The sequence below is a fragment of the Aliiroseovarius sp. Z3 genome (genome assembly GCF_029105185.1).
Classification (GTDB): domain Bacteria; phylum Pseudomonadota; class Alphaproteobacteria; order Rhodobacterales; family Rhodobacteraceae; genus Aliiroseovarius.
The window spans coordinates 268,806-291,496 of the sequence record NZ_JAFMZK010000005.1 but is presented as its reverse complement, the minus strand read 5'-3'; the positions used below and the strand labels follow the sequence as shown (position 1 = coordinate 291,496).

General features: G+C 57.7%; 22 protein-coding genes and 1 tRNA gene. 16 read left to right on the top strand and 7 right to left on the bottom strand.

Annotated features, from left to right (window positions below):
• Positions 1-126: 126 nt before the first annotated feature.
• A tRNA-Ser gene (locus J3R80_RS11455) sits at positions 127-216 on the bottom strand.
• 343 nt (positions 217-559) lie between these two features.
• On the opposite strand from J3R80_RS11455, the gene J3R80_RS11450 reads away from it, so the two are divergent.
• Both J3R80_RS11450 and J3R80_RS11445 read left to right on the top strand, forming a co-directional pair.
• On the top strand, positions 560-2,440 hold the full coding sequence (locus tag J3R80_RS11450; protein ID WP_275393909.1) for a cation:proton antiporter: 1,881 nt from the start codon (positions 560-562) through the stop codon (positions 2,438-2,440).
• A gap of 117 nt (positions 2,441-2,557) precedes the next feature.
• Positions 2,558-3,241, top strand: coding sequence for a Crp/Fnr family transcriptional regulator (locus J3R80_RS11445; protein WP_275393908.1), 684 nt, complete (start codon positions 2,558-2,560; stop codon positions 3,239-3,241).
• A gap of 40 nt (positions 3,242-3,281) precedes the next feature.
• Here J3R80_RS11445 and J3R80_RS11440 read toward each other — a convergent pair whose 3' ends face one another.
• Positions 3,282-5,537: an adenosylcobalamin-dependent ribonucleoside-diphosphate reductase gene (locus J3R80_RS11440; protein ID WP_275393907.1), complete on the bottom strand. Its 2,256-nt coding sequence runs from the start codon at positions 5,535-5,537 to the stop codon at positions 3,282-3,284.
• Between the two features lie 126 nt (positions 5,538-5,663).
• Between J3R80_RS11440 and J3R80_RS11435 the strand changes: the two genes are divergently transcribed.
• The 14 genes from J3R80_RS11435 (at position 5,664) to J3R80_RS11370 (ending at position 17,796) form a co-directional block, all read left to right on the top strand.
• Positions 5,664-6,101: a DUF1489 domain-containing protein gene (locus J3R80_RS11435; protein ID WP_275393906.1), complete on the top strand. Its 438-nt coding sequence runs from the start codon at positions 5,664-5,666 to the stop codon at positions 6,099-6,101.
• A 266-nt stretch (positions 6,102-6,367) separates the two neighbouring features.
• Positions 6,368-7,231: a branched-chain amino acid aminotransferase gene (locus J3R80_RS11430; protein WP_275393905.1), complete on the top strand. Its 864-nt coding sequence runs from the start codon at positions 6,368-6,370 to the stop codon at positions 7,229-7,231.
• The gene (locus J3R80_RS11425) at positions 7,224-8,258 is read left to right on the top strand and encodes an AbrB family transcriptional regulator (protein WP_275393904.1); all 1,035 of its coding nucleotides are present in this window, start codon (positions 7,224-7,226) and stop codon (positions 8,256-8,258) included. The genes J3R80_RS11430 and J3R80_RS11425 overlap by 8 nt, the downstream gene beginning before the upstream one ends.
• A gap of 58 nt (positions 8,259-8,316) precedes the next feature.
• Positions 8,317-8,772 (top strand): universal stress protein, encoded by a 456-nt coding sequence (locus tag J3R80_RS11420; protein WP_275393903.1) that lies wholly within the window; start codon positions 8,317-8,319, stop codon positions 8,770-8,772.
• Between the two features lie 68 nt (positions 8,773-8,840).
• Positions 8,841-9,404 carry a NifU family protein gene (locus J3R80_RS11415; protein ID WP_275393902.1) on the top strand — a complete coding sequence of 188 codons (564 nt, stop codon included), beginning with the start codon at positions 8,841-8,843 and terminating at the stop codon, positions 9,402-9,404.
• Positions 9,394-10,011: a tRNA (adenosine(37)-N6)-threonylcarbamoyltransferase complex dimerization subunit type 1 TsaB gene (tsaB, locus tag J3R80_RS11410; protein WP_275393901.1), complete on the top strand. Its 618-nt coding sequence runs from the start codon at positions 9,394-9,396 to the stop codon at positions 10,009-10,011. The genes J3R80_RS11415 and tsaB overlap by 11 nt, the downstream gene beginning before the upstream one ends.
• Positions 10,012-10,021: 10 nt before the next feature.
• Entirely contained in the window at positions 10,022-10,465 is a 444-nt protein-coding gene (locus J3R80_RS11405; RefSeq protein ID WP_275393900.1) for a GNAT family N-acetyltransferase, read from the top strand.
• 156 nt (positions 10,466-10,621) lie between these two features.
• The gene (locus tag J3R80_RS11400; RefSeq protein ID WP_275393899.1) at positions 10,622-11,617 is read left to right on the top strand and encodes a BMP family ABC transporter substrate-binding protein; all 996 of its coding nucleotides are present in this window, start codon (positions 10,622-10,624) and stop codon (positions 11,615-11,617) included.
• 7 nt (positions 11,618-11,624) lie between these two features.
• Positions 11,625-13,196, top strand: a complete 1,572-nt coding sequence (locus J3R80_RS11395) for an ABC transporter ATP-binding protein (RefSeq protein WP_275393898.1) — start codon at positions 11,625-11,627, stop codon at positions 13,194-13,196.
• Positions 13,196-14,293 (top strand): ABC transporter permease, encoded by a 1,098-nt coding sequence (locus J3R80_RS11390; protein WP_275393897.1) that lies wholly within the window; start codon positions 13,196-13,198, stop codon positions 14,291-14,293. The genes J3R80_RS11395 and J3R80_RS11390 overlap by 1 nt, the downstream gene beginning before the upstream one ends.
• Positions 14,293-15,258, top strand: coding sequence for an ABC transporter permease (locus tag J3R80_RS11385; RefSeq protein ID WP_275393895.1), 966 nt, complete (start codon positions 14,293-14,295; stop codon positions 15,256-15,258). The genes J3R80_RS11390 and J3R80_RS11385 overlap by 1 nt, the downstream gene beginning before the upstream one ends.
• Complete coding sequence (locus J3R80_RS11380; RefSeq protein ID WP_275393894.1) at positions 15,242-16,045, top strand: purine-nucleoside phosphorylase; 804 nt, start codon at positions 15,242-15,244, stop codon at positions 16,043-16,045. Before J3R80_RS11385 ends, J3R80_RS11380 begins: the two co-directional genes overlap by 17 nt.
• A gap of 66 nt (positions 16,046-16,111) precedes the next feature.
• Entirely contained in the window at positions 16,112-17,029 is a 918-nt protein-coding gene (locus J3R80_RS11375) for a sulfite exporter TauE/SafE family protein (RefSeq protein ID WP_275393893.1), read from the top strand.
• The gene (locus tag J3R80_RS11370; RefSeq protein WP_275393892.1) at positions 17,029-17,796 is read left to right on the top strand and encodes a TIGR02186 family protein; all 768 of its coding nucleotides are present in this window, start codon (positions 17,029-17,031) and stop codon (positions 17,794-17,796) included. The genes J3R80_RS11375 and J3R80_RS11370 overlap by 1 nt, the downstream gene beginning before the upstream one ends.
• A gap of 15 nt (positions 17,797-17,811) precedes the next feature.
• On the opposite strand, the gene J3R80_RS11365 is transcribed toward J3R80_RS11370, so the two are convergent.
• The 5 genes from J3R80_RS11365 to ccrA all read right to left on the bottom strand — a co-directional run bounded on the left by J3R80_RS11365 (position 17,812) and on the right by ccrA (position 22,575).
• Positions 17,812-19,350, bottom strand: a complete 1,539-nt coding sequence (locus J3R80_RS11365; protein ID WP_275393891.1) for an AAA family ATPase — start codon at positions 19,348-19,350, stop codon at positions 17,812-17,814.
• Between the two features lie 67 nt (positions 19,351-19,417).
• Positions 19,418-20,068 carry an acyl-homoserine-lactone synthase gene (locus J3R80_RS11360; RefSeq protein WP_247034617.1) on the bottom strand — a complete coding sequence of 217 codons (651 nt, stop codon included), beginning with the start codon at positions 20,066-20,068 and terminating at the stop codon, positions 19,418-19,420.
• Between the two features lie 90 nt (positions 20,069-20,158).
• On the bottom strand, positions 20,159-20,872 hold the full coding sequence (locus tag J3R80_RS11355; protein ID WP_275393890.1) for a LuxR family transcriptional regulator: 714 nt from the start codon (positions 20,870-20,872) through the stop codon (positions 20,159-20,161).
• Positions 20,817-21,032 carry a hypothetical protein gene (locus J3R80_RS11350; protein WP_275393889.1) on the bottom strand — a complete coding sequence of 72 codons (216 nt, stop codon included), beginning with the start codon at positions 21,030-21,032 and terminating at the stop codon, positions 20,817-20,819. Before J3R80_RS11350 ends, J3R80_RS11355 begins: the two co-directional genes overlap by 56 nt.
• Positions 21,033-21,285: 253 nt before the next feature.
• Entirely contained in the window at positions 21,286-22,575 is a 1,290-nt protein-coding gene (gene ccrA, locus J3R80_RS11345; protein ID WP_275393888.1) for a crotonyl-CoA carboxylase/reductase, read from the bottom strand.
• Positions 22,576-22,691: the final 116 nt, after the last annotated feature.

Sequence of the window (22,691 nt, the reverse complement as noted above, 5' to 3'; positions counted from 1 at the left end):
ACGAAATGAACAGAACCCAATGCAATCGAAGAAAACTGAAAACAGCAAATCAATGCTAATGGGTGCGTTTTATCAACGGTTTATACGCTAAACCGCTGCTCTGTGCAGATCAATGAAAATGGTGGGTGGCGGAGACGAAGGGATTCGAACCCTCGAGACGGTTTCCCGCCTACTCCCTTAGCAGGGGAGCGCCTTCGACCACTCGGCCACGTCTCCGTCGACGCGTATAGCCAAGCGAACGTGGGGAAGACAAGGTGAAACTTCCGTTCCGGAAAAAAAGTTCACAGGGCTGGAATGGAAACCGTGGAAGGCAAGAACTGCGCTCAGTCAATCCGGCATGAAACAGAAATCGTGAGAGCGCTCAGACGATTGCTGAGCAAGTAATTTAACCGGTGTTTGGTGCCTATGTGTTTTCCAATCGCTCTGGCAACAGGTTCAGGATCCCCACCGCTTGACCCGGCCCGGCACAAACGCTTGAGTGATAGATGAACATGTTAATAGGATCATGTTGTGTGAACTGAGGTGGCGCTGAGCTAAGACCACCCCGAAAGGATGCCCTATGACCGCCGAATTCATGTTGATCACCTTCACGCTGTTTCTGGCTGGTGTTTTGGCGGTGCCGATCGCTTCGCGGCTCGGGCTTGGGTCAGTTCTGGGATATCTGCTGGCCGGTATTGTCATCAGCCCCTTCCTGCACTGGATGGGGGCTGACGTCGTGGCGCTTCAGCATTTCTCGGAATTCGGGGTTGTGATGATGCTGTTTATTGTCGGGCTCGAAATGAACCCGCGTGCGCTTTGGAACATGCGATCCCGTATTTTCGTACTGGGCGGTTTGCAAGTGGCTGTCACGACAGTTCTTGTCATGCTGATCGCCATGGCATTTGGCCTGCCCACGACTGTTGGATTGGCGATTGGGTTGGTCTTTGCCCTGTCATCGACGGCAATCGTGAACCAAACGCTGCGCGAAAAGGGTCTTCTGCGATCTGATGGGGGACAGGCGAGTTTCTCGGTCCTGTTGATGCAGGACATCGCGGTTATTCCGATGTTGGCATTGATCCCCCTGCTCGCCATGCCGGAACTGGCCGAGACTATGTCGCATGGCGCCGCTGATGCTGGCGATCACGGCTCTGGCGCATCCCATTTGAACCTCAGCCTGGTTGACGGTCTGAACGGCTGGCAAACCGCGCTGGTCACACTTGCGGCCATTGCGGCTGTAATCTTTATCGGCACCTATTTGACCACGCCGATTTTTCGGTTCGTGGCACGGGCCAGATTGCGCGAGCTTTTTGTCACGGCGGCGTTGATGATGGTCCTTGGTATCGCATTGCTGATGACCGTCGTCGGATTGTCACCGGCATTAGGCACATTCCTGGCCGGTGTGGTTATGGGGGGCAGTGCATATCGGCATGAGTTGGAAAGCGATATTGACCCCTTCAAAGGGATCTTCCTCGGTGTCTTCTTCATCACGGTCGGGGCCAGTATTGATTTTGCTCTGTTGGGCAACAACTTCGCCTTGGTGCTGAGCCTGACGATCGGGCTGATTGTGCTAAAATCCGCAGTTCTTCTGGCATTGGGGCGCGCCTTTCACCTGACGGGTGGCGACAAATGGCTGTTCGGGCTGGGACTCGCGCAAGCCGGTGAATTTGGCTTTGTTCTGTTAACCTTCACTGTTGCCAATGCGGTCATTCCCAAAGACATCGCCGATCTTCTGTTGTTGGTGGTGGCCCTGTCAATGCTGCTGACGCCGGCGCTGTTCATTCTGTATGACCGCGTCATCGCACCACGGTATTCCAGCGACGACACCCGCGAGGCTGACACGATTGAAACACCGGCTGAGATCATCATTGCGGGCCATGGCCGGTTTGGCGGCATCGTAAACCGGGGTTTACGAGCTGCCGGGTATGATACGACTGTTCTGGATTATTCATCCGAGCAACTGGAAATGCTGCGCCGGTTCGGGATCAGCGTGCATTTCGGCGATGCGACACGCCCGGATATGCTGCATGCCGCCGGGATCGAGGATGCCAAAGTTCTTGTCGTCGCAATGGATGACAAGGAGTCGATAACCGAGCTGACCCGCTATGTCTGCGCCCATTTCCCGGATGTGCACGTCATCGCCCGCGCGATTGATCGAAACCATGTCTACGATCTGTGGTCCGTTGGCTGCCGCGACGTCATTCGAGAGGTCTATGACAGTTCGCTTCGCATGACCCGATCGGCTTTTGAAGCCCTGGGGCACAGTCGTGCCACGGCTGAGCGAATGGTCGCAGAGTTCGACAGCTCGGACCGCGAGGTCATGCTGGACCTTGCACAGCTGCACGACATCGACACGCCAGCCTTTGAAAATGAAGCCTACATGCAGCGGGTAGACGAGATGATGAAGGTCTGGGAAGAACAATTGGCCGGGCGCGTTGCGAGCGCGACCAAGAGCACCGAATGAATGGCTCGTCGGAACACGCGCATTCAGACGGTGGACGCCGATGGGCTGCGCAGATAGAAACAGTGCTTGAACAGGATGACGCGCTGCTTGCACGGTGCCGTTTACAGGGGAAAGACAGTGCCACTGGAAGTGTATAAGACGATTGCGCGCAATTCGCTTTTCATGCGCGCCTTGCCCGATGTGCATGTGGACGCGATCTTGGCACAGGCCACCTGGCGACATTATGAACGCGGTGAAACATTGTTCATGCAAGAGGATCCCGCCGATGCGATCCACATCGTGCTGGATGGCTGGGTCAAACTTTATCGTATGACGCGCGGCGGAACCGAAGCTGTGGTGAGTGTGTTTACCCGTGGTGAGAGTTTCGGCGAAGCGGTCGCCCTGCGAAAGCTGCCCTATCCTGTGTCTGGCGAAGCGGCAACCAACTGCGAAGTGATGCACATTCCGACCAACGTCATGGTGCAACTGGTGAAACAGGACCCCGAGGTCGCGCTTTCAATCCTGTCGTCCACCTTCACCCATCTACATGGCCTGGTGAAACAGCTTGAACAGCTGAAAGCCAAGACTGCCCCGCAGCGGGTTGCCGAGTTTCTTTTGGCGTTGTGCGAGGGCACGCCAGACGAATGTGCCATCAAACTGCCCTATGACAAGGTGTTGATCGCAGGGCGTCTGGGCATGAAGCCCGAAAGTCTGTCACGCGCGTTCTCGCGGCTGGGCACCTATGGTGTTCGGATCAACAAAAGCAGTGCGATTATCAGCGATGTCCAACAATTGCGCGATTACGCGCGCGACGACGGTTAGAGCGCGTTAGCGACGACCCCAAAGTCGCCCCCCTCTCAGATCATCCACATTTGGAATGCCCGCAGGACGCACATGTCATGCAGCCTTCGATCATCCGCATGTCATACTGCCCGCAGCTTGGACAGGCGGGGCCGCGCGGAGCATTACCAAGGTTGACCACTTCGGCCTGCGGATCGGATTTCAAGCCCATCCCTTCGCCTTCAAGGAACCCTGTCGCCACCATATGACGTTCAATCACCCCGCCAATGGCTGCAAGGATCGACGGGATATATTTCCCCTCCATCCATGCCCCACCGCGCGGGTCGAAGACCGCTTTCAGCTCTTCAACCACGAAACTCACATCCCCCCCACGCCGGAACACGGCCGAGATCATGCGGGTCAGCGCCACGGTCCAGGCGAAGTGCTCCATGTTCTTCGAGTTGATGAACACCTCGAACGGGCGGCGGTGGCCATTCAGCACCAGATCATTCACGGTAATATAGATCGCGTGTTCGCTGTCGGGCCATTTGACCTTATAGGTATGCCCTTCAAGCGATTGCGGGCGATCCAATGGCTCCGAGATATAGACAACATCCGCGCCGCTGTCGGCCTCGGGCACTTTCTCGCTGTCTGTGGACACGGACAAAACCGATCCCGTCACGTCATTGGGACGATAGGTCGTGCAGCCTTTGCAACCGCTGTCCCACGCCTCCATATAAACGTCCTTGAACGCCTCGAAACTGATGTCTTCCGGGCAGTTGATGGTTTTGGAAATCGAACTGTCGATCCATTTCTGCGCAGCCGCCTGCATCTTCACATGCGCCAGCGGTTCAAGCGTTTGGGCGTTTACAAAGTAATCCGGCAGCTCCTTGTCGCCAAACTTATCGCGCCACATCTGCACGGCATAATCGACAACCTCTTCTTCCGTGCGGGTTCCGTCTTTTTGCAGCACCTTGCGGGTGTAAGCGTAGGCAAAGACCGGCTCGATGCCCGACGACACGTTACCTGCGTAAAGGCTGATTGTGCCCGTCGGCGCGATGGAGGTCAGCAGCGCATTGCGGATGCCATGTTCACGGATCGCGTCGCGTACGTCCTTGTCCATGTGCTTGAGCGACCCGGACGCCAGGAACTTCTCTGCATCAAACAGGGGAAACGCCCCCTTCTCTTTCGCCAGGTCCACCGACGCAAGATAAGACGCCCTTGCGATTTGCTTCATCCATGCTTCGGTCTGCGTTGCGGCCTCGTCCGAACCATAACGCAGGCCCAACATCAGAAGCGCGTCGGCAAGCCCCGTGACGCCAAGTCCGATACGGCGCTTGGCTTGCGCCTCCTGTCGCTGTGCCTCCAGTGGGAAGCGGCTGGCATCAACCACGTTGTCCATCATGCGCACGGCGGTTGCGACCAGTTCGGTCAGCGCGTCGCCATCCAGATGTGCGGTGGCTTCAAACGGTTCCGCAACAAGACGCGCAAGGTTGATCGACCCCAACAGACAAGCGCCGTAAGGCGGCAGCGGTTGTTCACCACAGGGGTTGGTGGCCGCAATGGTTTCGCAATACGCCAGATTGTTCATCTGGTTGATCCGGTCGATGAAGATCACCCCTGGCTCGGCATAGCCATAGGTCGCCTTCATGATCTTGTTCCACAGATCACGGGCTTCAACCGTGTGATAGATGGTGCCTTCGAACTTCAGATCCCAGCTGGCATCATCCTTCACCGCCTGCATGAAATCATCCGTGACAAGAACCGACATATTGAACATGCGCAGACGGGCTGCGTCGGATTTGGCTGTAATAAAGTCTTCAATGTCCGGATGGTCGCACCGCATGGTCGCCATCATGGCCCCGCGACGCGAACCTGCCGACATGATCGTGCGGCACATCGCATCCCACACATCCATGAAGCTGAGCGGCCCGGAGGCATCAGCCGCCACCCCTTTCACATCCGCGCCGCGCGGGCGAATGGTCGAGAAATCATAACCGATTCCACCGCCCTGCTGCATGGTCAGCGCGGCCTCTTTCAGCATGTCGAAAATACCGCCCATACTGTCGGGGATTGTGCCCATGACAAAACAGTTGAAAAGCGTCACCGACCGCCCGGTGCCAGCCCCTGCCGTGATCCTGCCCGCAGGCAGAAACTTGAAATCTTCCAAAGCGCCGTAAAACGCATCTTCCTGGGCGGGCTCAGCTTCCGACAGGGCACGCGCGATGCGGCGCCATGTGTCTTCAACAGATTTGTCCTCGGCTGTTCCATCGGCATGCTTCAGCCGGTATTTCATATCCCAGATTTGTTCGGCGATGGGGGCAGCAAAACGGCTCATGCAGGCGATTCCTATGCGGGTTGGAAGGCTTTCCAGAATAGAGCCGGCAGCGGGGTCAGGTCAATTGCCAATGGACGAGATTCGGCGTAAAGTGGCAAGCCAAACACAATATCTGGGGGCGACTTTGTGACCGGAACCATAAATCTGGTAAAACTATGCGTTGGCGCCGAGAGGGTGGAAGACCTTGAAACCTGGCAAGCGGCCCGCATGGCACAAGGCGGGCAGGCCAATCCTCGTCATGTCACGCGCATGTGGCCGAAACGCGACGAAGAACTCCTGGCAGGTGGCTCTTTGTATTGGGTTTTCAAAGGGCTTGTCCTTGCCCGCCAACGCATCGTTCGTTTGGAAGAGGTGATCGGCGACGACGGGATACGCCGCTGCGGCATCGTCCTAGATCCGCAGGTCGTCCGTACCGAAAGCCAACCACGCCGTGCTTTCCAGGGGTGGCGATATCTGACGCCTGCGGACGCTCCGCGCGATTTGTCGACAACGCGAACCGATACCGATGACACGCCCCTTCCCAATGACCTTGCCGCCGCGCTGGCAGATATCGGCATACGCTAGCCGCCAATGGCACCATCCAGTGTCACAAAACGGTTTCTATTCTGATCGATAATCTGACCTGTGCCCGATTCCCGGTTTGGCCGGTGGCCCGCCCGGACAGATCAAATCGCACATTGCGTGTGCCCGTCCCAACTTTCCGCATGCGCCCGCCCCTGGCAGCAAACCCCAGCTGCCGGGGGCGTCCTTTCCTGTTCCGTGCATTCGCAATGGGTCTGGACACCTGACCTTTGCCTGCTAATCTCGGCCCCAGCTTCAAGGAGGCTTCGATGGCTACCGGCACAAACATCCGCACCTATTTCAACGGCACGTGGCACAAGGGCGACATTCCTGTGATGAACGCTGCGGATCACGGGTCGTGGCTGGGCACAACCGTATTTGATGGGGCGCGGTATTTCGAAGGTGTTCACCCGGACATTGAACCCCACTGCGCGCGGGTCAATCGGTCAGCCGAAGCGTTGATGATCACCCCGACCATCAACACCGCCGATATGGTCGAAATCGTGAAAGAAGGTCTGGCCACCTATCCCAAGGACGCTGCCGTTTACATTCGCCCGATGTATTGGGCGCTGGAGGGTGGTGATCTGGGTATCGTGCCGAAAAAAGGCGCCACGGGTTTTGCCATCTCTCTGGAAGAGATACCGATGGCACCTGAAACGGCGTCGACCACCCTGACCACCACCCGCTTTCGCCGCCCGGTCATGGAAGATGCCGTGGTGAATGCAAAAGCGGGGTGCCTCTATCCCAACAACGCGCGGATGCTGGCCGAGGCGCGCGCCAAAGGGTATGGCAACGCGCTGGTTGCGGATGCCCTTGGCAACGTGGCAGAGACCTCGTCTGCCAATGTATTCATGGTCCGTGACGGCGAAGTGTTTACGCCGATAGCCAACGGCTGCTTTCTGGCCGGGATCACCCGTGCGCGCCACATCACCAACATGCGCGCCGACGGGATCAAGGTACATGAAACGGTTCTGACCTTCGACGATTTTCACAAGGCGGACGAGGTGTTTCTGTCAGGAAACATGATGAAAGTCACACCAGTCAGTGAATTTGACGGCACAATGTACAATTCCGGTCCGATGACACGCCGGGTGCGCGAACTTTATTGGGATTGGGCGCATTCTGATGGCTGAGCCGCTGCGAACGATCCTGACACTTTGTGTCGGGTCACTTGGCGCAGCGGCGGGATGGGCGATCAATATGCCCATGGGATTCCTGCTTGGTCCTGCGCTCGTGGTGGCGTTTGCCAGCCTGCGCGGCATGGACACCGATATTGCGCCACCGTTGCGCAACGTGATTTTCATCCTGGTCGGGATCACTGTCGGTTCGATGGTGACACCGACGAGTGTTGAAGCCGTGATCCGATGGCCGATAGCCTTCACCATGCTGGCCGCGCTGACCATCGCGACCCCCTATATCGGACGCTGGGTGCTGACCCGCAGCATGGAATTTGACCGCGACGAAGCCTTCCTGTCCGCCGCGCCGGGACATTTGAGCCTTGTTGTGTCTCTTTCCGACAGCCTTGGCATCCCCGTCGCCCGACCAGCCATCCTGGCGTCGTTCCGCGTTCTGGCGCTCAGCCTGTTTGTCCCAATTGCCGCCCGCCTGTCCGGGATCGAGCTTGGACCCGGCCTGCCGGTAGGACGAGCAACCGCGCCCTGGCTGATGATCGGGGCAGAGCTGTTGGTGGCACTGGCTTTGACGCCGGTCCTGATCAAATTTCGCTTGCCTGCCCCCCTCTTGCTGGCGGCGATGATTGCCGCGGCCGGGTTTCATCTGACCGGGGCGGTCGATGGCAACTTGCCACCCTGGGTCAGCCAAGTGGTGCTGGTGATGATGGGGTGTCTGATTGGCACGCGGTTCTCGGGCGTGACATGGCGGGATTTGAAACACAACATGGCGGCGGCGGCGGTCGTGGTCCTGCTCACGGCCTCTTTGGCTGCCGCGGTCGCTGTTCCGACGGCGATCCTGTCGGGCTTGCCCACGCTGGACATGCTGATCGGGTTTGCACCAGGCGGGCTTGAAACCATGATCGTGGTGGGCGTGGCGATGGGCGCGGATCCCAGTTTCGTTGCGGCAGCGCATGTCGGGCGGCTGGTCTTGCTGGCGATCCTGATCACCACCTACGCCACCCGCATTGCACGGCGGGCCGTGCGTTGAAAACCGTGGACAGCACCCTGCCCCTCATGCAGACTGACCCCGTTTTGGGAGGACCAATATGCGCAAGTTCCTTGTGATCCTGGATGACAGCCGCGAATGCCTGAACGCGATGCGTTTTGCCGCCATGCGAGCCGCCAAGACCGGTGCCGGTGTGCAGGTTCTTTCGATCATCGCGCCGGACGAATTCAACCACTGGATCGGGGTTGGCAACATCATGCGGGAAGAGGCGCGCGAACGTATCACCGTGCATTTCGAAGTGTTCGCCAAGTGGATGCGCGACCGGCAAGGCGTGGACCCTGAACTGGTCATCCGCGAAGGTGAAGCGGTGCCCGAAATCATCGCCCAGATCAACGACAACCCCGATATCGGGGTGCTTGTTCTGGGGGCCGGGTCTGAAAAGAACGGCCCCGGCCCGATCATCAACCAGATGATGCGAGCCTCGGCGACACTTCCGGTGCCCATGACCATCGTGCCGGGTGAAATGTCCAAGGATCGACTGGAAGAGATCACCTGACGGCCCTGCAACCTTGACTCTGCCTTGTCTGAGGCCCATATCAATCCTGATAAAAAAGGTGCGCCAACATGTTCATCCAAACCGAATCCACACCGAACCCCGCCACGTTGAAATTCCTGCCCGGGCAGGCCGTGTTGAACACCGGAACCGCTGATTTTCCGACGGCTGAGGCGGCAGGTGGTTCTCCCTTGGCCGAACGCGTCTTCAAAGTGCAGGGCGTCACGGGCGTATTCTTTGGCGCCGATTTCGTCACCGTAACCAAGGCGGATGAGGTCGACTGGGATCACATCAAACCGGCCATCCTTGGCGCGATTATGGAGCATTTCCAGTCGGGCCAACCCATCATGGCCGGCGAGGCAAACACCTCGGCGGGTCATGCCGAACACGACGGTGAAGATGGTGAGATCGTCGAGCAGATAAAAGAGCTGTTGGACACACGTGTTCGACCGGCGGTTGCCCAAGACGGTGGTGATATTACCTTCCATGGGTTTGATCGCGGCATCGTCTACCTGCATATGCAGGGTGCCTGCGCAGGTTGCCCTTCATCGACGCTGACGCTGAAGATGGGGATCGAGAATCTGCTGAAGCACTATATCCCCGAAGTGATCGAGGTGCGCCCTGTTGCCGCCTAAGCCACTGATTTTAGCATTTGACACCTCGGCCGCGCATTGCGCGGCCGCTTTGCTGTCGGGTGACAAGATCATCGTTTCACGTTTCGAACCCATGTCGCGCGGGCAGGCCGAACGCTTGATGCCCCTGCTTGAAGAGGTGCTGGGCGCCGCTGGTTTATCATGGCGCGATCTTGACGCCATCGGGGTCGGGATTGGGCCTGGCAACTTCACCGGGATACGCATATCCGTTGCCGCGGCGCGGGGTTTGGCGTTGTCTTTGGGGGTGCCCGCGATTGGCGTATCATCGCTTGAAGCACAGGCCGCGGACGCCAAACGCCCCGTCTGGTCGCTGATCGACGCACGGCGGGATCATGTATATGCTCAGTATCTGCGCGCCGGTGGCGATGATGAAGCGCCAAGCCTGATGTCCGCCCGTGAAGCTGCCGCGCTCACCGGTGCGCGCGTTGGACCTGACGCATTGGCGGACCCTGCCCCCGCCATTGCGCGTATCGCTGCTGCGCGCCTTGCGCGGGCAGGAAAAGCACCGATCCCGCGCCCTGCCCCGCAATACATCCGCGCCGCCGATGCCGCCCCGCCCCGCGATCCGGCACCCGTCATCCTTCCCTGAGAGCCAAGGAATGATTGACCTCACCCCGGTTCAACTTGCGCAACTCCATGCTGCGGTGTTCAAGGCAAGCCGCGCGTGGAGCGAAGAGGAAATGCGGTCGTTGTTGTCTTCTCCTCATGTCCTTGTGGCGGGGACAGAGCACGGGTTTGCAATGGGGCGCGTGATCGGGGACGAAGCAGAACTTCTGACAATCGTCGTCCACCCGGATCAGCAAGGCAGGGGTATCGGGCGCACGCTTCTGACCAGTTTTGAAGATGAAGCGAAATCGCGCGGCGCAAGGCTGGCTTATCTTGAAGTCGCCGCGGACAACGAACCAGCGCGGGCAATGTATATTACGTCGGGTTGGAGCGAATCTGGACGCCGGACCGGATATTATACACGCCAGACAGGCAGCCCGGTCGATGCCATCCTGTTGGCCAAGCACCTTCCCTTGCGTGAACCGTCTGAAAAATAGGCGTTTTCAGTCCGGGCAGTGAAACTTAATGTTGACCCCACCCTTGCCCTCCGCCCAAAATCCCGGATGATCCTATTCAGCGATCTGCTCGCAGACTCTGGGAATCGGCTGACATTCCGTCAGCGGCCCCCAACAACAACAACCGGGAGTATCAACATGACCCTGATGAAGACATTTCTTGGCGCGGCTGCGTCGATGGCCCTGACCGCCGGGGCGGCGCTGGCCGATCCCGCGATCATTTTCGACCTTGGCGGCAAGTTCGACAAGTCGTTCAACGAAGCTGGTTTCAACGGCGCTGAAAAATGGGCGCAGGAAACCGGCGGCAGCTATCTTGAGATCGAGCTTCAGTCCGAAGCCCAGCGTGAACAGGCGCTGCGCCGCTTTGCCGAAACCGGCGCCAACCCGGTGATCACCCTGGGCTTTGCCATGTCGGCAGCCTTGTCCGAAGTGGCCCCGGACTTCCCGGAAACCACGTTCGTGACCAATGATGGCTGGTCGGATGCGCCCAACGTGCTGAACGTGGCCTTTGCCGAACATGAGGGGTCGTATCTGGCTGGGATCATGGCGGCCATGGCCTCGAAATCAGGAACCGTCGGTTTCGTGGGTGGGATGGACATTCCGCTGATCCGTAAATTCGGTTGCGGCTATGCGCAGGGTGTTCTGGCAACCAACCCGGATGCCAAGATCATCTCGAACATGACCGGCACCACACCAACCGCGTGGAATGACCCGGTGAAGGGTGGCGAGCTGACGAAAGCTCAGATCAGCCAAGGCGCTGACGTAATCTATGCAGCTGCAGGGGGCACAGGTCTTGGCGTGCTGCAAACCGCAGCGGACGAAGGCGTGCTGTCGATTGGCGTCGACAGCAACCAGAACTACCTGCACCCGGGCAAAGTTCTGACGTCGATGGTCAAACGGGTCGATGTTTCGGTCTATGACGCGATGATTGAGGGCGAAGAACTGAAACCCGGCGTGCGCGTTATGGATCTGGCGCATGAGGGTGTTGGCCTTGCGATGGACGAACACAACGCAGAGCTGGTCACCGATGATATGAAAGCCGCCGTCGAAGACGCCAAAGCCAAGATCATCTCGGGCGAAATTGCCGTCCATGACTATCAGTCGGACGACACCTGCCCCGTCATGAAGTTCTGATCGAACAATGGCTGATGTGATCAAAGGGGGGCAACAGGCGACTGTTGCCCCTGCCATCGAACTTCGCGGCATATCGAAGGCCTTTGGGCCTGTGCAGGCGAACAAGGACATCTCGATATCCGTGCAGCCGGGGACGATCCACGGGATCATCGGCGAAAACGGCGCGGGGAAATCGACCCTGATGTCCATCCTCTATGGGTTCTACAAAGCGGATAAAGGGCAGATCTTCATCCACGGAAAAGAAACCCAGATCCCCGACAGCCAGGCCGCGATTGCAGCCGGTATCGGAATGGTGTTCCAGCACTTCAAACTGGTTGAAAATTTCTCGGTGGTTGAGAATGTGGTCCTTGGGGTCGAAGATGGCGCAATGCTTCGCCCTTCGCTGGCCAAGGCGCGCAAGTCACTGAAATCGCTTGCAGAAGAATACGAACTCCACGTTGACCCGGACACGCTGATCGAAGATCTTGGCGTCGGGGTACAGCAGCGTGTTGAGATCCTGAAAGCTCTTTACCGCGAAGCGGATATTCTGATTCTTGACGAGCCGACGGGCGTGTTGACACCCGCCGAAGCCGACCACCTGTTCCGTATCCTGAATGGCCTGCGCGACCAGGGCAAAACGATCATCCTGATCACCCACAAACTGCGCGAGATTATGGAGATCACGGACACCGTCTCTGTCATGCGGCGCGGCGAAATGACAGCGACAGTCAAAACCAAAGACACCAACCCCGAACATCTGGCCGAACTGATGGTGGGCCGCAAGGTGCTGCTGCGCGTAGACAAAGTACCTGCGACCCCCGGCAAGAAGATTCTGGAAGTCGATAACCTGCACATGGTTGACGATCATGGGGTGGAACGCCTGAAAGGCATTTCTCTCAATGTGCGCGCGGGCGAGATTCTTGGCATCGCCGGGGTATCCGGAAACGGCCAGTCGCAGTTGCTGGAGGTTCTGGGCGGCTATGCCACCGCCACAGGCGAAATTCGCGTCAACGGCGACCCGATTGATCTGACCGGGAAATACTCAGACGGCCGTTCGCGACGCAAGCGCGGGATCGCGCATGTACCAGAGGACCGGCAGGAACACGGCCTGATCATGGACTTCCCGGCGTGGCAGAATGTCGTCTTTGGCTATCACCATGCGCCCGAGTATCAAAAGAATAAGCTTTTGATGGATAACGCTAAAATACTTGAAACGGCTCAGGACAAGATGGATCGTTTCGACGTAAGGCCACCAAATCCACAGCTGGAAGCCAAAAGCTTCTCGGGCGGCAACCAACAAAAAATCGTTGTGGCGCGTGAAATTGAACGCAACCCTGACCTTCTTCTCGTCGGGCAGCCCACGCGTGGGGTCGATATCGGGGCAATCGAGTTCATTCACAAACAGATCATCGCACTGCGCGATCAAGGCAAAGCAGTGCTTCTGGTCTCGGTCGAGTTAGAGGAAATCCTGTCCCTCAGCGACCGGATTGCTGTGATGTTCGATGGCCATATCATGGGCGAACGGTTGCCCGATCAGACCGATGAACGTGAACTGGGTCTGTTGATGGCCGGGGTTACACAGGAAGGGGATGCAGCCTGATGCAGAAAATGCCCAAATGGGCCGATGTGGCCCTAATTCCACTTCTGAACCTTCTGATCGCCTTCGTGTTGTCGGGGCTGGTCATTCTGGCCATCGGCGAGAATCCAATCAAGGCCCTGCAGACCATGATCACCGGCGCGCTGGGGTCGACCTATGGCTGGGGCTATACGCTTTATTATGCCACCAACTTCATCTTCACCGGGCTTGCGGTATCGATTGCCTTCAAGGCCGCGATGTTCAACATCGGTGGCGAGGGTCAGGCGATGATCGGCGGGCTAGGCGTTGCGTTGGTTTGTCTGTACATTCCCTTCCCCCATTGGTCGGTCGCACTTCTGTTTGCCATGGTTGGCGGGGCTGTGTTTGGTGCCGCATGGGCTTTCATCCCCGCCTATTTGCAAGCCCGACGGGGCAGCCACGTGGTTATCACCACTATCATGTTCAACTTCATAGCCGCCTCGGCGCTGAACTATGTGCTGGTCAACGTGCTACGCCCTCAGGGCGAGATGAACCCGCAAACCGCCAACTTCCCCGAGGCAACACACCTGCCCACCCTGCACGAGTTTCTGGCACCCATAGGGATCAACTTCTCGAAATCCGCGCCGGTGAATGTGTCGCTGTTCGTCGCGCTTGCAGCATGTGTGATCGTCTATCTTCTGATGTGGCGCTCGCGTCTGGGTTACGAGATTCGCGCCTTTGGTCTGTCGTCTGATGCATCGGTCTATGCGGGCATTTCTCCGTTCAAGATTATCATGGTCGCCATGCTTCTGTCTGGCGGACTGTCCGGCATGATGTCCATCAACAACACCATGGGCGAAGCCGAGCGGCTTGTGCTGAACTCGGTCGAAGGGGCGGGCTTTATCGGCATCGCTGTGGCCCTGATGGGCCGCAACCACCCGTTCGGCGTGCTGCTGGCCGCGCTTCTGTTCGGCTTCCTTTACCAAGGCGGCAGCGAATTGTCCCTGTGGACGAAGATCCCGCGCGAGCTTGTCACCGTCATTCAGGCACTGGTGATCCTGTTCACCGGGGCGCTGGACAACATGGTTCGGGGGCCGGTTGAACGCGCCTTCATCCGGGCCGCGAAGCAGGAGGCGAACTGATGGATTTCCTGACGATCATCCAAATCGCCGACAGCGCCCTGCGCCTTGCCACACCCCTTTTGCTTGCCTGTCTTGCCGGGCTGTTCTCTGAACGAGCGGGCGTTTTCGATATCGGGCTTGAGGGTAAGATCCTCGCCTCGGCCTTTTTCTCGGCAGCGGTCGCGGCAGCAACCGGGTCGGTCTGGTTGGGGCTTCTGGCCGGTGTTGCGTCTTCGATCGCCTTCTCTGGTGTGCATGGCCTTGCGTCGATCACCTTTCAGGGCAACCAGCTGATCTCCGGCGTCGCACTGAATTTCTTTGCCTCGGGCATTACAATTCTGATCGGCACGGCGTGGTTCGGTCTTGGTGGCCGGACGCCGAGCCTGTCGGGCGGTCAGCGTTTTTCGCCGGTCGAGCTGCCATTTGCGAATGCAGTCGCGGATGTGCCGATCCTTGGACCGATCTATTCCGACCTGTTGTCAGGCCACACGATCCTTGTCTATGTGGCGCTTCTTATGGTGCCGCTATCTTGGTTCGTTTTGTATCGCACCCGCTTCGGTCTGCGCCTGCGCGCGGTGGGTGAAAATCCGGCCGCGGTTGATACAGCAGGTGTGTCGGTGATCCGGCTGCGCTATGCCGCGATGCTGATCGCGGGCATCCTGTGCGGACTGGCTGGCGCTTATCTTGCCACTGGTTTGGCAGCAGGCTTCGTCAAGGAAATGAGCGCGGGGCGTGGCTATATCGCGCTGGCAGCCCTGATCTTCGCACGCTGGCGGCCTTGGCATGCGCTTTATGCCACGCTGTTGTTCGGACTTCTGGAAGCCATTGCCAACCGGTATCAGAACATCGACCTGGGCACATTCGTCATCCCGGTGCAGTTCATGCAGGCCCTGCCCTATATCCTGACAGTGATCATTCTGGCCGGGTTCGGCGGCACCGCCGTCGCACCGAAGGCCGGGGGGCAACCCTATGTCAAAGAGCGCTGAGAACCTTGCCAGACAGGTGCGCGACTTAGCCGGACCTGAGCCGGTCGAGGTCGGGTTGGTCCTTGGGTCCGGCCTGGGGCATCTGGCCGACACGGTCGATGGGGTCGCAATCCCCTACGACCAGCTCGACGGTTTCCCGCAGGCACATGTTTCAGGGCATAACCCGAAACTGGTGATCGGTCAGTTGGAGGGCACGCGGGTGGCCGTGCTCGGCGGGCGGTCGCATTACTATGAAAACGGAAAAGCCGACGCGATGCGTCTGCCGCTGGAGCTGTTGAAAGCGTTGGGCGCGGATCGCCTGATCCTGACCAACGCGGCTGGATCCATGCGGCTGGACATTCCGCCGGGCGAATTGATGCTGATTTCGGATCACATCAACTTCTCGGGTCTAAATCCCCTGATCGGAGAAGCATCAGACGTACGTTTCGTTCCCATGGGGGGCGCCTACGACGCAGACATGCAGAAGTGCTTTGCAGAAATCGCCAAGGATGAAGGCATTACCCTGACCCCCGGTATCTATGCCTGGTACTCCGGCCCGTCGTTTGAAACTCCCGCCGAAATCCGTGCCATTCGCACGCTGGGGGCAGACGCGGTCGGGATGTCTACCGTACCCGAAGTGATTCTGGCGCGGTTCCTTGGACTGCGGGTTGCTGCGTTTTCCACCATCACCAACATGGCACAAGGTCTGTCGGACGAGGCGATTAGCCATGAACATACCAAGGCTATGGCGCCACTTGGCGCAGAAAAGCTGGAAAAACTGGTTCGACGATACTTAACGCGTGACTAACGCCCGCTTCATGGGCCAATAAAGAAACAGATCGTAGATACACAGCCAGCCCAGAGTTTTTTCCTAATGCAGATTTACCTGCCAATCGCCGAGGTTTCCGTAAACGCATTCTTGTTGCTCGGGCTTGGGGGGATCGTTGGTATACTGTCCGGCATGTTCGGGGTTGGCGGCGGCTTTCTGATGACGCCCCTTCTGTTCTTTATCGGCATCCCACCCGCCGTCGCGGTGGCCACCGAGGCCAACCAGATCGTCGCAAGCTCATTTTCCGGCGTACTGGCACATCTGAAGCGCAAGACGGTGGACCTTCGAATGGGGGTGGTGCTGCTAATCGGCGGTCTGATCGGGGCTGCGTTGGGCGTGCAATTGTTCAATGCTTTGAAGGCTATTGGGCAGGTCGATTTGCTGGTCAAACTGTCTTATGTCCTGTTCCTTGGCATCATCGGATCGTTGATGTTTGTCGAAAGCGTGCGGGCGTTGATGAAAACGCGCGGCGGATCCGCTGTGCCGAAACGGCGCAAACACACTTGGGTGCATAATCTGCCGTTCAAGATGAAGTTCCGCACATCGGGCCTATATATCTCAGTGATTCCTCCCATTCTCGTGGGGGTGCTGGTGGGTATTCTGGCGGCGATCATGGGCGTTGGCGGTGGCTTTATCATGGTGCCCGCGATGATCTATCTGCTGGGAATGCCGACAAAGGTGGTCGTCGGGACATCACTGTTCCAGATCATTTTCGTGACCGCTTTCACGACGCTTCTGCACGCCACGACCAACTATACAGTCGATATGGGGCTGGCGGTTCTTCTATTGATCGGCGGCGTTGTTGGCGCACAGATCGGTGCGCGCATTGGCGTGAAGCTCAAGGCCGAACAGTTGCGGGTCTTGCTGGCGCTGATGGTTCTGGTGGTTTGCGGCAAACTTGGGTTGGACCTGCTGATCCAACCGACCGAGCTTTATGAAATCGGTCAGGCGGGAGGGCACTGATGCTGCGCTTCCTCTCCATCCTCATGTTGATTGTATTTGCCGCCCTGCCCGCATCTGCGGAAAAGGTCGTTGCCGGGCTTAGCCAGAACCGCGTTTCAATCACCGCGACTTTCGTGGGGTCCGAGATCCTGATCTTCGGCGCCGTCAAGCGCGACACCCCGCCCCCGACCGACAGCCCCCTTCAAGTGATCGTCGTCGTCGAAGGCCCAGCCCATCCGGTCACGGTCCGCAAGAAGGACCGACGCTTCGGGATCTGGGTTAACAGTGACTCAATAGAACTCGCCGCTGCGCCAAGTTTCTATGCGGTCGCAACTTCGGCCCCGCTGACCGAGACACTCTCGATCCTTGACGATTTGAAACACGTCATTTCGGTCGAGCGGTCGATCCGCATCAGCGACACCCCCTTCACCAACCAAGACCCGCGCGATTTCACCCGCGCGCTGATCCGTATTCGCGAGAAGTCTGATCTTTACAAACTCATGGAAAACAGTGTCGAGCTGCAAGAGGAAACGCTGTTCAACACACGCATTGCCTTGCCGGCCAATGTGACCGAAGGCGACTATCGCACGCGCATCTATCTGACGCGCGCGGGGACCGTTGCTTCGCAGTATGAAACCGTGATCAACGTGCAGAAGGTCGGTTTGGAACGTTGGATCTTCAACCTCGCCCATGAACAACCACTGATCTATGGTATTCTGTCCCTTGTTATTGCGATTGCCGCTGGCTGGGGGGCGTCAGCCCTGTTCCGGGTGATCCTGCGCACGTAACTACCCCAGACGGGTCTATGCCACGTCTTCGCCTTGCGCTTCCAATGCAAACGGGACCGGTTTGCTGGGTAGGTCTTGTGTCGACAGCTCGGCCTCTGGCCGGGCCATGGCATAGCGTTTCACCCAATGCAGGCGCGTTTCGGCCCGTGTGATTGCCACATAGGCCAGTCGCTTCCACAAAGGCAGCCCGGCCTCGGTGCGCCCTGCCCGCGACGCCGCCCAAATATCTGGTGCAAAGACCTGAACTTCGGGCCATTGCGACCCCTGCGCCTTGTGGATGGTCACCGCCGCCCCATGCAAAAAAGCCGCGCCCATATGTGCGGCATATGGAATGAACGGCTCTTCTTCGTCCGGCATTTCTATCTTGATGATTGACGCGGCGGACAATTGCGGGTCTTCAGCACCCAGCACATGCAATCGGGAAAACCCCGGTCGTTTTCCGGGGCCAAGATAGACACATTGTGCCCCCTTGATCAGGCCACGCGCTTCCAGATCAATCCGTTTCTTGCGGTGCTTCAGTGGAAGCTCAATTCCATCACAGATCAACGGCTCACCGGGCATCAGCTCATGCTCGGGCGCACCAAACGCGCCCCGGAATGCCGTGATCAGGCGCACGCGCGTTACATTGCGCCACACCAGAACCGGAGAGCGTGCCATGAGGTCGGCATTTACGCGCGGCGCAACAACAACACGGTCATCTGAACGCGCAGCCTCTTCGATCATTTGCTCGAACGATGCGAAATCCAGTGTGTCATCCGCCAAGGCATGCGCAAGGTCCAGAATAGGGTTGTCCTGCTCCTGCCGATGAATGCGGTGCAGCACCATCTTGCGGCTGTCGCCCAACCGATCGAAGACCATTTCACCAGACTGCCCCACCGGGGCAAGCTGGGCGGGATCGCCGAACAGCACCAGTGTCGGAAAGATTTCGCGCAGATCGTTGAACTGCTTTTCATCCAGCATCGAGCTTTCATCAACGAACCCGATGTCCAAAGGGTCATCCCGTCGTTTCCAACCGGTAATGAAATCTGATCCGCGCAATCCCGCGGCGGCCAACGCCCCGGGAATAGACTTCTGGGCTTGGTAGAATGCAAATGCGCGATCCAGCGCCGCCTCTGTCAGACCTTCGATCGCGGGCCGTTCGCCATTTCCCGCCAGCCACTCGGCAATCTTCTCGTATTCGGGGTCATAGACGGGCGTGTAGAGGATACGATGGATGGTCGTTGCGGGCACCCCGCGATTGCGCAGCACGCTGGCAGCCTTGTTGGTCGGGGCCAGTATGGCCAATGTCCTGCGATCCTTTCGGCGTTTACCTTCCCAATCACCGGACACAACCTCGACACCAGCTTCTTCTAATGCGCGGTATAGCTGGGCAAGCAACATCGTCTTGCCTGAGCCCGCCTTGCCAACGACCGCCATGACCTGTGACTTTCCGTCCGACATTGGCGTTAGCAGCGCATCGTCCAGATTCACCCCTGCCCCGCGCAGCATATCTGCCACGCGGTCATGGGCATCCGCTTGGTCGTCAGAGTAGGTCAGGTGCGCGCCAATGGTCATGGCGCGACCCTAACCTGCGCTCTGATGCTGCGCCAGCAGGTATGGCGCAGATCCGTCCTATTACCGCTTATGCACTTGCGGGAATGGCGTCCGGCGCAACAACACGCTGGCCAAGACCCAGGGAATAGCGCAGCCAGTTCTTGCTGGTTTCGCGATCCACGCCCACGCGGGCAAGAGTCGGGGCAAATGCATCATCATTCATGGACCAAAGGCCCACGCCAATGCGATCTTTGCCTTCACCAGCCGTTCCGATGACTTCCGGCTCCAGCCCCATCAGGCGATAAATCCGTTCCATCCGCGGATCGAACACACCGACATAGTGGCGCAGCTTGAAGGCATCCATCAGTTCGCCAGCACCAAGCGCCAGAGCGGCAGAAGCGCGACGATCCGCGCCGGGTGCAAGGCAGAAACGTGTGCATTCCCAGATCAGCGGGCTTTCGATATGCACCCCGTCCGTCAGGTGATCGAAATGGTCGTTGACCATGGTTTGCCCCACTGTAGGTAGAAAACGCATGGATCCGCCGTGGCGGCCATCTGCTTGTTCCCAGATCACATAGAGGGGATTCATGTCGTCGTATTCATCCCGCTCGTGCCCTGCGTCGTCGACGTGGACGTCCCAGCCCAACCGACGAGAAAACTGTTCAGCACGATCGCGGAACATAGTGTCTGCAAGCAGAGGGAAGTTATTCAAATCATTACCATAGAGATAGCGCAGCATCGGTTTGGCTCCTTTGTCCGATAAGTTAGCCAAATGATGGTCGCCTTATGGTTAAAATAAGGCAAATGTCTTGAGCGTTTTAGATGTATTTTATACGATTATGATCCCCGTAGACAACGCACGTGCTACCGCATGGGTTGTATTCATGGCGCCCAACTTGTGGCGCGCCGATTCGATATACACTCTTAACGTGTGTTCTGATATGCTCATTTCTGCCGCAGATTGCGCGCGATTCATCCCTTTCGCCAAACAGGTCATCGCCGTCAATTCACGAGGCGACAGCGACGGGGACTGAACGTCCTGACCCCATTTCTCGAATTCGAGCGCTTTTTTGTTGAGTTCGTGCGAGATGATCATCAGATCGTGTGTGTTCTCATCGACAAAGGTTTCCCATGCGTCATCTTCCGCGGTCGCATTCATGGTAAACAGCGCGAATTGCCCGTTGGGTCCACGTATCGGAATGGTGAATCCCTGATTGCCCAGACCATAGTTCATAGCATCCTGGAACATCTCGCGTGCCGCCTTTGACGACCAATCGAGCGACTTCCAAATTACGGGGGTAAACCTTTGAAAACATCCGAAAATAACAGGATCTATGCGCAAGTAATCCTTTTCGAGATAGCGGTCGACCCATTCGGCGCTGTACGTGCCTGCACCAAATCTTTCGCCAACAGAATTGACCCAATGATAGACGGTATGAGAGACGTCGTAGTGATCCCGCAGAGCCTCGGTTATGGCTTGCAGGTCTTCAAGCGAGTTCGCCGCCTGCAACGTAGAGACAAGGTCTTCCAACCGGTTTTTCATAGTCGCGCGCGTTCTCCGTCTCTTGACGTGAGGCAGCAGCGATTTCGGTCATGGCAATCAGTCGCGCGTCGTCAAGCTGGTCAGCCGTGACGTTCAAACCATTTTTAACCGCGTAAGCCTTCAGGTCAGTAAGAACATCAATGATCCATTCATCAGACATGTAAAGCCTCGATCTCGCAAGTTTGGAAATCAACCTTCGCATGTGTTTTTGCGCTTCGGTATTCACCCATTTGACCTCCCCATAAATGGGGAGGGTGATTTGCGTAACATACTGATCTCTGAATAAGCCGACCAAGCGGTCAACTCTACTTCAATGTGATTCGCTTCGATAACGAGTGAAGTGTCTCAAGATTCGACAAAAAAGCCCCCCAATCCTGTTCGGACGGGGGGCCAAATTTCAGCGGTTTTCTGACCTATTTCGGGCCGGCCTCAAGTGCGTCTTCGAAGGTGCGCAGACCGGTTTTCGGTGCCTGAACCAGGACCGCCATGTTGCCGGGCTTGTGTTGATTGCGCAACATTTTCATATGTGCGTCCGGGATCTCTTCCCAAGGGAACACCTCGGACATACAGGGGTCGATTCGTCGTTCGACCATCATGCGGTTGGCCGAGGCGGCTTGCTTCAAATGTGCGAAGTGGCTGCCCTGAATGCGCTTCTGGTGCATCCAGAGATACCGAACGTCAAACGTACAGTTGAAGCCCGTGGTCCCCGCGCAGATCACGACCATGCCGCCTTTCTTACAAACGAAGGTCGACACGGGGAACGTGGCTTCGCCGGGGTGTTCAAACACCATATCCACATTGTTGCCTTTGCCCGTGATATCCCAGATCGCTTTGCCGAACTTGCGCACTTCTTTGAACCAGGCGGCATATTCAGGCGTGTTCACGGTGGGCAACTGCCCCCAGCAATTGAAATCCTTGCGGTTGATCACGCCCTTTGCGCCGAGTGACATAACAAACTCGCGCTTGTCCTCTTCCGAGATCACGCCGATGGCATTCGCACCGGCGGCATTGATCAATTGGATCGCAAAGGATCCCAGACCGCCCGATGCCCCCCAGACCAGAACATTCTGTCCGGGTTTCAGCTCATGTGGCGCATGCCCAAACAACATCCGGTAGGCCGTAGCCAGTGTCAGCGTGTAGCAGGCACTTTCTTCCCATGTCAGATGTTTAGGGCGTGGCAAAAGCTGTTGCGCCTGCACATTCGTGAACTGCGCAAACGAGCCGTCCGGGGTCTCGTATCCCCAAATTCTTTGGGAGGGCGAGAACATCGGATCGCCGCCGTTACACTCTTCGTCGTCGCCGTCATCCTGGTTACAGTGAATGACCACTTCGTCACCCACTTTCCAGCTTTTCACCTTGTCGCCAACAGCCCAAACGATGCCAGAAGCGTCTGACCCCGCGATGTGATAATCCGCACCGTGGCCGTCAAATGGCGAAATAGGTACGCCCAAGCCAGCCCAAACACCGTTGTAGTTCACACCAGCGGCCATCACGAGGACCAGAACCTCGTGACTATCCAAAACGGGCGTATCGACAACTTCGACCAGAAAGGACTTGTCCGGTTCGCCATGACGTTCCCGGCGAATGGCCCAAGCATACATCTGTTTGGGGACATGCCCAAGCGGCGGCATCTCACCGATCTCGTACAAGTCCTTCTTCGGGGCATCGTAGTCAGCGATGCTGGGTTGCGTATCCAAAGCCATCGGGGCCTCCTTCTGTTGCGCGTTATCCGATTCTATTGCCGCAATGCAGAAATGCGGTTGCTAGTGCAGCATTACGTATCGCTCCGCAAGATTGCAACAACAATCGGCCATTTTTT